General features: G+C 61.0%; 9 protein-coding genes. 1 reads left to right on the forward strand and 8 read right to left on the reverse strand.

Annotation, left to right across the window (positions count from 1 at the left end; genetic code table 11):
• Positions 1-121: 121 nt before the first annotated feature.
• The 5 genes from fusA to V6766_RS21675 form a co-directional block, all read right to left on the reverse strand.
• The gene (gene fusA / locus V6766_RS21655; protein WP_448427396.1) at positions 122-2,221 is read right to left on the reverse strand and encodes an elongation factor G; all 2,100 of its coding nucleotides are present in this window, start codon (positions 2,219-2,221) and stop codon (positions 122-124) included.
• 27 nt (positions 2,222-2,248) lie between these two features.
• Positions 2,249-2,719 (reverse strand): 30S ribosomal protein S7, encoded by a 471-nt coding sequence (rpsG, locus tag V6766_RS21660; RefSeq protein ID WP_018065616.1) that lies wholly within the window; start codon positions 2,717-2,719, stop codon positions 2,249-2,251.
• 75 nt (positions 2,720-2,794) lie between these two features.
• Complete coding sequence (gene rpsL, locus V6766_RS21665; protein ID WP_018065617.1) at positions 2,795-3,166, reverse strand: 30S ribosomal protein S12; 372 nt, start codon at positions 3,164-3,166, stop codon at positions 2,795-2,797.
• Between the two features lie 428 nt (positions 3,167-3,594).
• Positions 3,595-5,187, reverse strand: a complete 1,593-nt coding sequence (locus tag V6766_RS21670) for an ABC-F family ATP-binding cassette domain-containing protein (RefSeq protein ID WP_448470099.1) — start codon at positions 5,185-5,187, stop codon at positions 3,595-3,597.
• A gap of 152 nt (positions 5,188-5,339) precedes the next feature.
• Positions 5,340-5,987, reverse strand: a complete 648-nt coding sequence (locus V6766_RS21675; protein WP_448470101.1) for a glycoside hydrolase domain-containing protein — start codon at positions 5,985-5,987, stop codon at positions 5,340-5,342.
• A gap of 206 nt (positions 5,988-6,193) precedes the next feature.
• On the opposite strand from V6766_RS21675, the gene V6766_RS21680 reads away from it, so the two are divergent.
• Complete coding sequence (locus tag V6766_RS21680; RefSeq protein WP_448470103.1) at positions 6,194-6,496, forward strand: transcriptional regulator; 303 nt, start codon at positions 6,194-6,196, stop codon at positions 6,494-6,496.
• A 60-nt stretch (positions 6,497-6,556) separates the two neighbouring features.
• On the opposite strand, the gene V6766_RS21685 is transcribed toward V6766_RS21680, so the two are convergent.
• The 3 genes from V6766_RS21685 to rpoC form a co-directional block, all read right to left on the reverse strand.
• Complete coding sequence (locus V6766_RS21685) at positions 6,557-8,149, reverse strand: EAL domain-containing protein (protein WP_448470105.1); 1,593 nt, start codon at positions 8,147-8,149, stop codon at positions 6,557-6,559.
• A gap of 591 nt (positions 8,150-8,740) precedes the next feature.
• The gene (locus tag V6766_RS21690; RefSeq protein ID WP_448470107.1) at positions 8,741-9,358 is read right to left on the reverse strand and encodes a LysE family translocator; all 618 of its coding nucleotides are present in this window, start codon (positions 9,356-9,358) and stop codon (positions 8,741-8,743) included.
• A gap of 146 nt (positions 9,359-9,504) precedes the next feature.
• On the reverse strand, positions 9,505-13,719 hold the full coding sequence (rpoC, locus tag V6766_RS21695) for a DNA-directed RNA polymerase subunit beta' (RefSeq protein WP_448470109.1): 4,215 nt from the start codon (positions 13,717-13,719) through the stop codon (positions 9,505-9,507).
• Between the last annotated feature and the right edge of the window lie 34 nt (positions 13,720-13,753).

The following is a 13,753-nucleotide window of genomic DNA, read 5'->3' on the forward strand; positions in this document are numbered from 1 at the left end:
CGATCGTGCCGATGTTTACGTGCGGCTTGCTCCGCTCAAACTTTGCTTTTGCCATTTTAGGCTCCTATTCCTGTCAAACCCGCGAGGGGTTAATCTCGTTATTTTTGCGGCCCTACCCCGGTCACTTCTGACCGGAGTATTTCGCCTGAATTTCCTGTGCGACGTTCGAAGGCACCGGCGCATTGTGGTCGAAGACCATCGAATACTGGGCGCGGCCCTGCGACATCGAGCGCAGCGTGTCGACATATTTGAACATGTTGGCGAGCGGAACCTGGGCTTCGATCACCGTCGCGTTGCCGCGCGGTTCCTGACCCTGGATCTGACCGCGACGGGAGTTCAGGTCGCCGATGACATCGCCGACGTAATCTTCAGGCGTCACGACCTCGACCTTCATGATCGGCTCGAGAAGCTGTGCGCCGGCCTTGCGGGCGGCTTCACGGAAGCAGGCGCGCGATGCGATTTCGAAGGCGAGAACCGACGAGTCAACATCGTGGTAGGCGCCGTCAACCAGCGTGGCCTTGATGCCGAGCATCGGGAAGCCTGCCAGCGGACCCGAGGACAGAACGCTTTCGATACCCTTCTGAACGCCAGGAATATATTCCTTCGGAACGGAACCGCCGACGATCTTGGATTCGAATACGAAATCCTCGCCATCCGGATTGGGTTCGAAAATGATCTTGACGCGGGCGAACTGACCCGAACCACCCGACTGCTTCTTGTGGGTGTAGTCTTCCTCGTGAGCCTGCGTGATCGTTTCGCGGTAGGCCACCTGCGGCGCGCCGACATTGGCCTCGACCTTGAACTCGCGCTTCATGCGGTCGACGAGAATGTCGAGGTGAAGCTCGCCCATGCCGGCGATGATGGTCTGGCCGGATTCTTCGTCGGTGGCAACGCGGAAGGACGGATCCTCGGCGGCCAGACGGTTGAGGGCAAGACCCATCTTTTCCTGGTCGGCCTTGGTCTTCGGCTCGATCGCGATCCGGATAACCGGCTCGGGGAACTCCATCCGCTCCAGGATAACAGGCTTCAGCGGATCGCAGAGCGTGTCACCGGTGGTGGTTTCCTTGAGGCCCGCAAGAGCAACGATGTCGCCGGCATAGGCCACGTCGATGTCCGAACGCGAGTTCGAGTGCATCTGCAGCATGCGGCCGACGCGCTCGCGCTTTTCCTTGACCGTGTTCATAACGCCCGAACCCTTTTCGAGCGTGCCGGAATAGACACGGCAGAAGGTCAGCGAGCCGACGAAGGGGTCGTTCATGATCTTGAACGCCAGCATCGACAGCGGCTCGTTGTCATCGGCCTTACGCGAGATTTCGGCTTCGGTCTTGACGTCGATGCCCTTGATCGCGGGAATTTCGACCGGCGACGGCAGGAAGTCGACAACGGCGTCGAGCAGCGGCTGCACGCCCTTGTTCTTGAACGCCGAGCCGCACAGCATCGGGAAGAAGTCGACGTTAATCGTACCCTTGCGGATGAGTGCGCGGATCTTGTCGTTATCGGGCATGTTGCCTTCGAGGTAGGCTTCCATGGCCTCCTCGTCGATATCGACGATCGTCTCGATCATCAGTTCGCGGTACTCTTCAGCCTTTTCCTTCATGTCAGCCGGGATGTCGGTGACGTCCCACTGCGCGCCAAGATGCTCGCCGTCCCAGACGAGAGCCTTCATCTCGATCAGGTCGATCACGCCGGCGAAGTCGTTTTCAGCGCCGATCGGCAGCTGGATGACAACCGGGGTCGCGCCGAGACGGGACTTGACCATGGAGACCGAGCGATAGAAGTCGGCGCCGATCTTGTCCATCTTGTTGCAGAAGATCATGCGCGGAACATGATACTTATCGGCCTGGCGCCAGACGGTTTCCGTCTGCGGCTCAACGCCGGCATTGGCGTCGAGAAGTGCAACGGCGCCGTCGAGCACGCGCAGCGAACGCTCGACTTCAATGGTGAAGTCAACGTGGCCGGGGGTGTCGATGATGTTGAAGCGGCGCTTCTTGCCGTCGCGACCTTCCCAGAAGGTGGTCGTCGCAGCGGACGTGATCGTGATGCCGCGCTCCTGCTCCTGCTCCATCCAGTCCATGGTAGCAGCGCCGTCGTGGACTTCGCCGATCTTGTGAGACTTGCCGGTGTAGAACAGGATGCGCTCGGTCGTCGTGGTCTTGCCAGCGTCGATATGCGCCATGATCCCGAAATTGCGGTAGTCTTCGATTTTATAGTCGCGAGCCATGATATCAGGCCTTCCTCGGTGTTCTAATTACCAGCGGTAATGCGAGAATGCGCGGTTGGCATCGGCCATCTTGTGCGTGTCTTCACGCTTCTTGACAGCAGAGCCGCGATTGCTCGAAGCATCCATGAGCTCGCCGGACAGGCGCTCGATCATGGTGGTTTCGTTGCGCTTGCGCGCAGCAGCAATCAACCAACGGATGGCAAGCGCTTGGCGGCGCTCGGGACGGACGTCGACGGGAACCTGGTAGGTTGCACCACCAACGCGGCGCGAACGAACCTCGACATGCGGAGCAACGTTGTCGAGCGCCTGATGGAAAACCTCAACCGGGTTCTGCTTCAGCTTGCCCTCAACAGCGTCGAGCGCGCCGTAGACGATCGATTCGGCGACCGACTTCTTGCCGTGCAGCATGACGGCATTCATGAACTTGGTGATCACCAGATCGCCGAACTTGGGATCCGGGTTGATCTCACGCTTTTCTGCACTGTGGCGTCGTGACATATTCTTTGTCTCTCAACAGTTGCGGCGCTTAAAACGCGGAGAACCTCGCGCAGCGCCAGAGAAATGAAAACCGAATTACTTCGGACGCTTCGCACCGTACTTCGAACGACGCTGCTTACGATTCTTGACGCCCTGGGTATCGAGCACGCCACGGATGATGTGGTAGCGAACACCCGGCAAGTCCTTCACGCGGCCGCCGCGGATCATCACGACGGAGTGTTCCTGCAGGTTGTGGCCTTCGCCCGGAATATAGCCAATGACTTCAAAGCCGTTGGTCAGGCGGATCTTGGCAACCTTACGAAGCGCCGAGTTCGGCTTCTTCGGCGTCGTGGTGTAGACGCGGGTGCAAACGCCGCGCTTCTGCGGGTTCTGCTCCAGTGCCGGAACCTTATTCCGCTTCACCTGGGGCTGACGCGGCTTGCGGATCAATTGGTTTACGGTAGGCATTCAACCATCCCTTGATTTCGTGTCTCATCGCCCTTCTGGGGCATATTCCATGCCGTTTCCGGCGATAAAGAAGCACATCAAGCGCTATATGCGCACAAGCACGGCCCAAGCCGCCTTTCCGGCGGATGGACCTTAAAGCAGAGGACACAGGCGCTTTGCCGCGTCATGCGTGCAGCATTTTGATCTTCAACGTGCTGTATGAGAACCTAGTCTGAGGTGAACTCCGGGACATTTGGCTTCCCGAACGGCCAGACCTCACTTTGGTTCTGTTGGCGCGGACATACTCGTTTACCCATGCATCGTCAAGCCTGCAGCCCGGAATTTCTTTACCAAAACCCTTGAGGGGCGGTGGTTTGCGAGCCCTTCCCGCCGATGCGGCAAGTTTTGGCAATGCGCGGAGTGCTCCGCGCAATAAAATGACTCGCCGCTCATGACGCCCGCCCCCCAAGGTCGATCGTGCGCGCGACTCCGATTCTCTCAAGGAACATCGCGTCGTGGCTGACCACCAGGATCGCACCGTCATAGGCATTGAGCCCCGCCTCCAGCGTGGCGAGGCTCTCAAGGTCGAGATGGTTGGTCGGCTCGTCGAGAATCAGCAGCTCGGTCGGCCGCGTACCGCCGATCGCGGCGGCAAGCCCTGCCCGCAACCGCTCGCCACCGCTGAGCGTCGAGATGGTCTGCAAGGCGGCATCAGCGCGGAACCGGAATCGTGCGAGCGCCCCCCGGCAGGCATTTTCATCATCATCGGGATTGAGGCGGCGGAAGTTTTCGCGGACGGTCTGGTCTGGATCAAGCAGCGACACCGTCTGGTCGAACAGCGCATGGGTCACGTGGATTTCGGCGCTGCCGCCGAGCGGGGCGAGTCTGCCGGTCAAGATGGCGATCAGCGTCGACTTGCCTGCGCCGTTGCGGCCCGTGATCGCCACTCGTTCGGGTCCCATCATCTCGAAGGAGAGGTCGCGAAACAGCGGCTGCTCCGGATGATAGCCGCCGGCAAGACGGTCCGCCGCGGCGACCCGCCTGCCCGATGCCAGCCCCGAATGGGCAAGGGTCACCGTGAATGGCTCGACGACCTCGACCTTCGCGCGTGCGCTTGCCAGCTCCACCGCCGCCTCCTGCTGCTGGCGTTCAGACAGCGCCCTGTCGCGCGCGGCCGAACCTTCCGCCTGCGCCTTCATGCCGTCGAGCACAATTTTCGGTTGGTCGCGACGTGCGCGCAGCCGGCGACCCATGGCATCACGCCGCGCCTTGCGTTCGGAACGCTCGCGCACGGTGCGGGCGACCTTGCGGACATCCTTGCGCGCATCACGCAGCTCATGCTCCAGCGCCAGCCGCTCGGCTTCCTTCTCGGCTTCATAGAAGCTGAAATTGCCGCCATAGCGCGTCATGCCGAGCGTTGTCAGTTCGACGATCGCGTCCATGTGCTCCAGAAGCGCACGGTCGTGGCTCACCACCAGCGCGCCGCCTTGAAAGTCCCTGAGGAAGCGGACAAGGGCTTCCCGCCCGGCGACATCGAGATTGTTGGTGGGTTCGTCGAGCAGGATGAAGTCCGGCGCTTCGAAAGCCAGCGCCGCCAGCCGGGCGCGGGTGATCTCGCCGCCAGAAAGCCTTGCCAGAGGCGTAGAGAGCGGCGCGGCGAGGTCCAGCCGGGCAAGCGCGGCAACCGCCCTTTCCTCCGCCGTCCAGTCGATCGCGGCGAGCGTTTCGGCATCGGCCTCGCCGCGCTCCGCACTTTCGATGGCCGCCAGCATGGCATCAATGCCGAAAAGCGTGGCGAGCGTCTCGCCCTCGCCGGCCGAAACCGCCTGGTCGAGCACGGCGATGCGCCCGGCAACCTCTACGCTGCCGGAGGACGGCGTCAGCGCGCCGACGATCAGCTTGAGCAGAGTCGTCTTGCCAACGCCGTTGCGGCCGACGAAGCCCGTCAGCCCGGCGTTGAAAACCGCGGAAATATCTTTGAAAAGCGTGTGGCCGTCAGCAGTGCTGTAGGACAGGCCGGAAAGCGTGATGGTCGCATGCATGGATATAATTCTCCCTCGAAGCCAGAATCTGTACTGTCTTGAGGTGAGAAATCATCGTCCTGCGCATCCCTTTCGATTGCCGTGCGCCCTAGATATCCGCTTCTCCCGCCCGTTTCAAGGCCGTGGCTGATGGAACGGGGATTTCGCCGGGGTCAGGAAATCAGACCGCTGCCAAGCGTAAACTGGCCGAAATTCGGAAAGGCCGACGAGGCGGTGTTGCCGTCGTGAGGGAGTGGCGTCGTGATATCCATCTCGCTCTGGAACAGCGCCCATTTGTCGGTCGCAAGCATCTGCTCAGTGCCGGACCAGCCGGTCGAGCCCGCAAGCCAGATCAGGTCCGCGTGGCCCGCGCCCACCACGGCGGAGGCAACGGTTCCAGAGCCATAGACCCCGAGCCTGTATGCACCCTTCAGCGCCTTGGACACGGCGGCGAAATAGGATTCAATGGTCTGGAGATCGGCGCTCGCATCGTAGTCATAGTCGACGGAGAAATAGATCGCGGAGCCATGCGGCTGTCCGATCGCGGCCGCAAGCTTCAGCGCCTGCGTCGCATCGCGGCTTCCGTTCGACGGGTCGAGATCGCCGATCTTTCCGTCCGCGCCGCCGGTCTGTTCGAACACCACCGCCATCGTAAGGCCGGCCGCGGCAAGCGCATTGGCCTCGGCCGGCTGAAACTGCTTCTGCGGTAGCGACGATGAGTCCTCGAGATTGTAATAGCGGATGACGGTCTCGACGCCGCCGCTTTTCAGTTGGGGAATATAGGCCGTCGTGTTCCACGGCGTATCGATGATACGGTACATAGCGCTCCATCCTCGCAAAAGGGGGTAATGCAACCTAAGGTATATTAAATCATCAAAAGCAACCAGATTAAAAATCTATGGTCGCATTTAGGGGCCGGATCGCGATATCATGCGGTAAAACAGGCTCCGCGCCACACCGGAAAGCGCCTCCTATCCCGGCAAATGCTGATGCGGATCAGGGCGGCGATATCACAGAAAGGCCCGACATGATTGCCATACCCGGCTACACAAACGACGGCGAGCGCATGGTCTTCATCATCACCGGCAAGGTCTATCACGAGTGGAACGGCGACACCGAGGTCCATGTCCTGATCGCCGCTCCGGACGAGGACACCGCCGTGCGCAACACGCTGAACGCGCTGGCAAACGAGGGCTATTCGGAGGCCGATCTCGACCAGATCGGCATGATCTCCGAAATCCCCGACGAGGAGCCCCACGCTTCGGCCTATCAGACGGCACTGGAGGGCGAGGTGGCGATCGTGAAGCTCAACGGCGATGGCGGCTTCTGAAACTGGCGCGTTGACGCGCTTCAAGTGATAGTCGCGCGTAAAACACCGCGAAAAGGCCGCTCAGCCGGCGCTCTCGCTCTGCACTGGCGTCCATGCATGATGGTCGGCCGGAAAGGCGCGTGAAAACTGCCGCGCGGGCATTGGTCGGCCGATCAGGAAACCCTGGATGCAGATGTCGGGATAGATGGCGACGAGATGGTCGGCCTGGCCTTTGGTCTCCACGCCCTCGCAGATCAGGGTTACCTCGAGCGCTGCGGCAAGTTCACAGACCTTGCTGACGATCACGGCGCCGATCGCCTGTTGGTCGAGCGCCTGGGTGAACATCCGGTCGATCTTGACGCCGGCGATCGGCATGCGCGCGATATAGGCAAGGTTCGAATAGCCCGTGCCGAAATCGTCGATGAGGATGTGATAGCCGCGCCTGCTGAAGGCCGCCATCGCCTGGGTCAGGCTGTCCTGGCTCGCCGTCGAGCGCTCCGTCAGCTCCAGCGCGACCTGACCGGCAGAAAGCCCGTGGGACCGGGTTTCGGTCTCGAGAAAATCCAGAAACTCCAGGCTCAGTATGTCCTCGGAGGCGACATTGATGCTGACATAGAAATCCGGATCGGCCGCAAAATGCGCCGCCATGTCGGTGAATGCCCGTTTGACGACGCTGCGGGTGATTCGTCCTATCAACCCGCAGGTTTCCGCCGCGGGGATGAACTGGTCGGGCGGAATCAGCGTCCCGTCGAAATCCACCAGCCGCGCAAGCGCCTCCGCCCCGCATATCCTGTTGTCGGAAAGCCTGACGATCGGCTGATAATGCACGGTGAGCCGGTCATCATTGAGCGCCCGATCCAGCTTCTGACGCCAGGACCGGCTTTCACGATAGAGATGCGCGTGCCAGAGCCCGAAGAAGGCGCCGGCCGAAACGCCGCCGGCCAGAACTAGCATGAAATCAAGCGGTGCCGTTTTCAAAAGGGCGGGCGCATCATAGGTGGCAACGACGCAGACATCGGTCTTGTCATTGCAGCGCGAATAGACCCTTCGCTGCGCAATGCGATACCAATCACTGTTGCTTCCGAGCAAAGGCGCCAACCCTTCGGTATCGCCGAAGGATTGATAGACGTAGCTGGCATCGCTGGTCAGCACCAGGGCGGCGAGCCGTTCGGCAGGGTCTTCGTAGCGCGCGAAGGCGGAGGGTTCCGTCATTACGACGCTGTTGCCGAAAGAGGACATGTCGGCCGCAAGACCAGCCGGCGCGATGCCTCTGGTGCCCTTCCAGAGAATGGCCGCGTTGACGCCGACCACCTGTGAACGCGGCGGCATCTTCACCGGCGTCTCCAGTTCGCCCCATATGCCGGTGCATATCAGATACCCTTCCCGCAAGCGGCCGACATCGGCAAGATAAGGAGCGGCGAACACGACGCCGCGCATCGCATCCAGATCCTCTGCGGAACAGGGCGCGTTGTCAGATCGGTCGAGGGTGCGCAATACCGTCAGGCTCGTTTCGGCGACGGAGACCGCGTTTTGAAAGACATCGGAGCCATAATAGTCGACATACTCGTCGGCGTTATGGTTGCGGATGAACTCGGCGATCACTAGCGCACATATCCCGCCCAGAAAGACCCAGACAAGACAGATGATCCAGATGCTCCGCCTACCCGCCTCCATAGCGCTTCCTTTCCGCCGCCGCGCAAATCAGGGGACCCGCCAGGGCTGCCCTTCTCTGGCGCAAATCGTCCGTCAATCCCTCCCAGACCGACGCCGACGACAAGACCGCGTAACCAGCGAATGCTATCGCTAGCATTTTAGCAATAAATGTTAAAGACCGCCGAAAGTCGGTAGTCTCTTACACAAAAGTTTGAAAACGGTCGGCGGAAGTCCGAAGCCGGCGTCTATGCGCCCGGCCGAGGCCCGCTTTCCGGGTTCAACGCGGACAGCATCCGGGTTATCTCGCCGGCGTCGGAGCCCCTCGGCGGACTTCAATGATGGGGTTGTCGCGGGTCGAACTGCGACAACCATCCATGACGTGAACCTGGCGACCCGTCCTGGCTTTGTTATCAGAACGCGCAAAGCGTTCCATTCTTCTATGCGAAGCGAAGACACGAAATCCCCGATCGCCCCTTACTCCGCAACCACTACACTGTGTGCGTCCGCCATTGTTTTGGCTAACGATATTTCAGCTAGACCCCAAAATGGTCCAGCCGCACCGCGCACAACGGAAGCGGAGATCGCGCCAGCAGGCCAGAACCAGACTGCATCCTACCGGCTGAAGGCCGAACGCATCAGACCGAAACCGGCCATGGCGAACAGACCGGCCACCGCGCCTTCAACGACGCGCCTGAAACGCTGATATCCCGCCATCGCACCGGGCAGCGAAAACACCAGAGCATAAAGCATATAGTTGACGAGCCCGAGGATCATGCAAAACCCCGTGGCGACAATCATCGGCTGTCCGCCGGAGTCCGCGCCGATGGAAAGCGCCGCCATCCACGCCAGCACGGCCTTGGGATTCGAGAGGTTGAGGACGAGACCGCGGCGAAACCAACGTCCGTCCGCAGCTGTTTTCCCGCCAGGCTCAATTCCAGACTTTGCCGCGGCGCGCGCGGACTGGAAGGCGAGGTAGAGCAAATAGGCCCCGCCGAACACTTTAAGCGCGCTCAGGAAATAGACAGATCCCTGAAGCACCGCCCCCATGCCCGTCGCAGCGACAACGCCCCAGAATGAAAGCCCCGCAGCAAGACCGGCGCCGAAAACAAGCCCCGCGGCTCTTCCGAACCGCATCGCAATCGTCGCGACGGCGATGTTGGCCGGACCTGGCGAGACGGCGACGATAAAGAATGCCAGCGCGATGGAGAGAATACCGTAAAGATCGGCCATGAAAGTGGTCCCCGCTACGTTCGAGAAGCAGGTTATGCGCGTTGGCAACACCTCGCAAGCCTGTCTGGCGACAGTAAGCTGCATAACAGAAAAGCCGCCGGCACGAGACCGGCGGCTTTCAGATCAGACAGCTTCAACGCAGAGGCTTATTCGCCCGGCTGCGGCTCGCTTTCCGGGTTCATCGCGGACAGCATCGGGGTCGCCTCGTCGGCGCCGGAGGCCTTGCGGCGGGCATCGATGATGAGCTCGTCGCGGGTGGTCGCGATGCGACGGACCTGCGACATGGCGCGACCGGTACCGGCCGGGATCAGACGGCCGACGATGATGTTTTCCTTCAGGCCCTGCAGGGTATCGACCTTGCCGGCAATCGCCGCTTCGGTCAGCACCTTGGTGGTTTCCTGGAAGGAAGCCGCCGAGAAGAAGGACGGCGTCTGCAGCGAGGCCTTGGTGATGCCGAGCAGCACCGGTTCGCCTTCCGCAGGCTTCTTGCCCTGCGCGACCAGTTCCTCGTTGAGATTGTCGAAGGCAATCGCCTCGACAATATCGCCGGAGATATAGCCGCTGTCGCCCGAAGACGTGATCTCGATCTTCTGCAGCATCTGGCGAACAATCACCTCGATGTGCTTGTCGTTGATCACAACGCCCTGCAGACGATAGACTTCCTGGATCTCGTTGACGAGGTAGGAAGCCAGCGCCTCGACGCCCTTGATCGCAAGGATGTCGTGCGGAGCGGGGTTGCCGTCGAGGATGTAGTCGCCCTTCTCGATGTAGTCGCCATCCTGCAGATGGAACGGCTTCGACTTCGGAATGAGGTATTCCACCGGCTCGACACCGTCTTCCGCAGGCTCGATCTGGATGCGGCGCTTGTTCTTGTAGTCGCGGCCGAAGCGGATCGTACCGTCGATCTCTGCGATCACGGCATGGTCCTTCGGACGGCGGGCCTCGAATAGTTCGGCCACGCGCGGCAGACCACCGGTAATGTCCTTGGTCTTGGCGCTTTCCAGCGGCGAACGCGCAAGCACGTCACCCTGGCTGACCTTCTGGCCGGGCTCGACCGAGAGGATCGCGTCGACCGACAGCGGCAGGCGGGCTTCGCCGCCGCGCGGCAGCTTCAGCACTTCGCCGTCCTCGCCGCGAATGACGATGGCCGGCTTCAGGTCCGCACCGCGCGGGGTCGAGCGCCAGTCGATGACCGAACGCTTGGTGAAGCCGGTGGCCTCGTCCGTCGTTTCGGTAACCGAAAGACCTTCGACCAGGTCTTCGAAATCGACCTTGCCTTCGACTTCCGTCATCATCGGGCGGGTATAGGGGTCCCACTCGGCAAGACGCTGGCCGCGCTTGACCGTGTCGCCGTCGTCCACGAACAACTTCGAACCATAGGCGACCTTCTGCGAAGACCGCTCCTGATCGCGCTGGTCGAGGATCTGGATCGCCATGTTGCGGCCCATCGCCACCAGAACGCCGTCGGAATTGCGCAGAACATTGCGGTTCTTGATGCGCACCGTACCCTCATAGGAAGATTCTAGGAACGACTGGTCGACCACCGTTGCCGTACCGCCAAGGTGGAAGGTACGCATGGTGAGCTGGGTGCCAGGCTCGCCGATCGACTGCGCGGCGATAACGCCGACAGCCTCGCCGAGATTGACCGGCGTACCGCGTGCAAGGTCGCGACCGTAGCAGACCTGGCAGACGCCCGTCTGGACTTCGCAGGTCAGCGCCGAACGGATCTGCACCGACTGGATGCCGGATGCTTCGATCCGCGCCACATCCGCCTCGTTGATCTGACGGCCGGCCTCGACGATCAGTTCGCCGGTGGTCGGGTCCTCGATGTCCACGAGGGCGGCACGGCCGAGAACGCGCTGGCCGATGGAGGCCACCACCTGACCGGCATCGACGATGGCGGTCATGGTCAGGCCCTTGTCGGTGCCGCAATCCGCCGTGTTGACGATGCAATCCTGCGCAACGTCAACCAGACGACGGGTCAGGTAACCCGAGTTCGCCGTCTTCAAGGCGGTATCGGCCAGACCCTTACGGGCGCCGTGCGACGAGTTGAAGTACTCGTTCACGGTCAGGCCTTCCTTGAAGTTCGAGATGATCGGCGTCTCGATGATTTCGCCCGAGGGCTTCGCCATAAGACCACGCATGCCGCCCAGCTGACGCATCTGGTTCACCGAACCACGCGCGCCGGAATGGCTCATCATGTAGATCGAGTTCATCTGCTTCTGGCGGCCGGTTTCCGGATCGAATTCGACCGCGCGAATGCGGGCCATCATCTCTTCGGTAACCTTCTCGGTGGCCTTGCCCCAGGCGTCGACGACCTTGTTGTACTTTTCGCCCTGAGTGATCAGGCCGTCATTGTACTGCTGCTCGTATTCCTTCACGAGCGCCTCGGTCTCGGCGACGATGGTGTGCTTGGCGTCCGGAATGACCATGTCGTCCTTGCCGAACGAAATGCCGGCCTTGCAGGCGTGGCTGAAGCCGAGCTGCATGATCCGGTCGCAGAAGATCACCGTGTCCTTCTGGCCGCAATGGCGGTAGACCGTGTCGATCATCTTGGAGATGTTCTTCTTGGTCATTTCCTGGTTGCAGGTGTCGAACGGCACGTTGGCGTTCTTCGGCAGAAGCTCGCCGATGATCATCCGGCCCGGCGTGGTGTCGTGGATCTTGGAGACGACATTGCCGTCCTCGTCCACGGTCTTGAACCGGCCCTTGATCTTGGCGTGCAGGGTGACGACCTTGTTTTCCAGCGCATGATGCAGTTCGCCCATATCGGCAAACACCATGCCCTCGCCCGGCTCCTTCTCGTTCATGATCGAGAGGTAGTAGAGGCCGAGAACCATGTCCTGCGACGGCACGATGATCGGCAGACCATTGGCCGGGTGCAGAATGTTGTTGGTCGACATCATCAAGACGCGCGCTTCCAGCTGCGCTTCAAGCGACAGCGGAATGTGAACGGCCATCTGGTCGCCGTCGAAGTCGGCGTTGAAGGCGGTGCAGACCAGCGGATGAAGCTGGATCGCCTTGCCTTCGACCAGGATCGGCTCGAACGCCTGAATGCCGAGACGGTGCAGCGTCGGCGCGCGGTTCAGCAGCACCGGATGCTCGCGGATAACCTCGTCGAGGATATCCCAGACTTCCGGACGCTCCTTCTCGACAAGCTTCTTCGCCTGTTTGACGGTCGAGGAGTAACCCTTGGCATCAAGACGGGCGTAGATGAACGGCTTGAACAGTTCGAGCGCCATTTTCTTCGGCAGGCCGCACTGGTGCAGCTTCAGCTCCGGACCGGTCACGATGACCGAACGGCCGGAATAGTCGACGCGCTTGCCGAGCAGGTTCTGACGGAACCGGCCCTGCTTGCCCTTCAGCATGTCGGAGAGCGACTTCAGCGGACGCTTGTTGGCGCCGGTGATAACGCGGCCGCGACGGCCGTTGTCGAACAGCGCATCAACCGATTCCTGCAGCATACGCTTCTCGTTGCGGATGATGATGCCCGGTGCGCGCAGCTCGATAAGCCGCTTCAGACGGTTGTTACGGTTGATGACGCGACGATAGAGATCGTTGAGGTCGGACGTCGCGAAACGGCCGCCATCGAGCGGCACGAGCGGACGCAGATCCGGCGGGATCACCGGAACGATCTTCATGATCATCCATTCCGGACGGTTGCCCGATTCCAGGAAGTTCTCGACGATCTTCAGGCGCTTCATCAGCTTCTTCTGCTTCAGATCCGACGTGGTGTCGGCAAGCTCTGCGCGCAGATCGCCTGCGATCTTGTCGAGATCCATGCTGGCAAGCATCTCATAGATTGCCTCGGCGCCGATATTGGCCGAGAACTGGTCCTCGCCGAACTCGTCGACGGCCATCATGTATTCTTCTTCCGAAAGGAGCTGGTTCTCCTTCAGGTCGGTCAGGCCCGGTTCGGTGACGATGTAGTTCTCGAAATAGAGAACGCGCTCGACATCCTTCAGCGTCATGTCGAGCAGCGTCGAAATGCGGCTCGGGAGCGACTTCAGGAACCAGATATGGGCAACGGGCGCGGCGAGCTCGATATGGCCCATGCGCTCACGGCGAACGCGCGACAGCGTGACTTCGACGCCGCACTTTTCGCAGATAATGCCCTTGTATTTCATGCGCTTGTACTTACCGCACAGGCACTCGTAGTCCTTCATCGGGCCAAAGATGCGCGAGCAGAACAGACCGTCGCGCTCGGGCTTGAAGGTACGGTAGTTGATCGTTTCCGGCTTCTTGATTTCGCCATAAGACCAGGAAAGGATCTTCTCCGGGCTGGCGATCGAGATCCGGATCGAATCGAAGACCTGCGCCGGCGCCTGCGGATTGAAAAGATTCATGACCTCTTGGTTCATGCCTGTCTCCTTGACTGGGCGGCATCGCCCTTGC

Source organism: Martelella sp. AMO21009 (genome assembly GCF_053484295.1).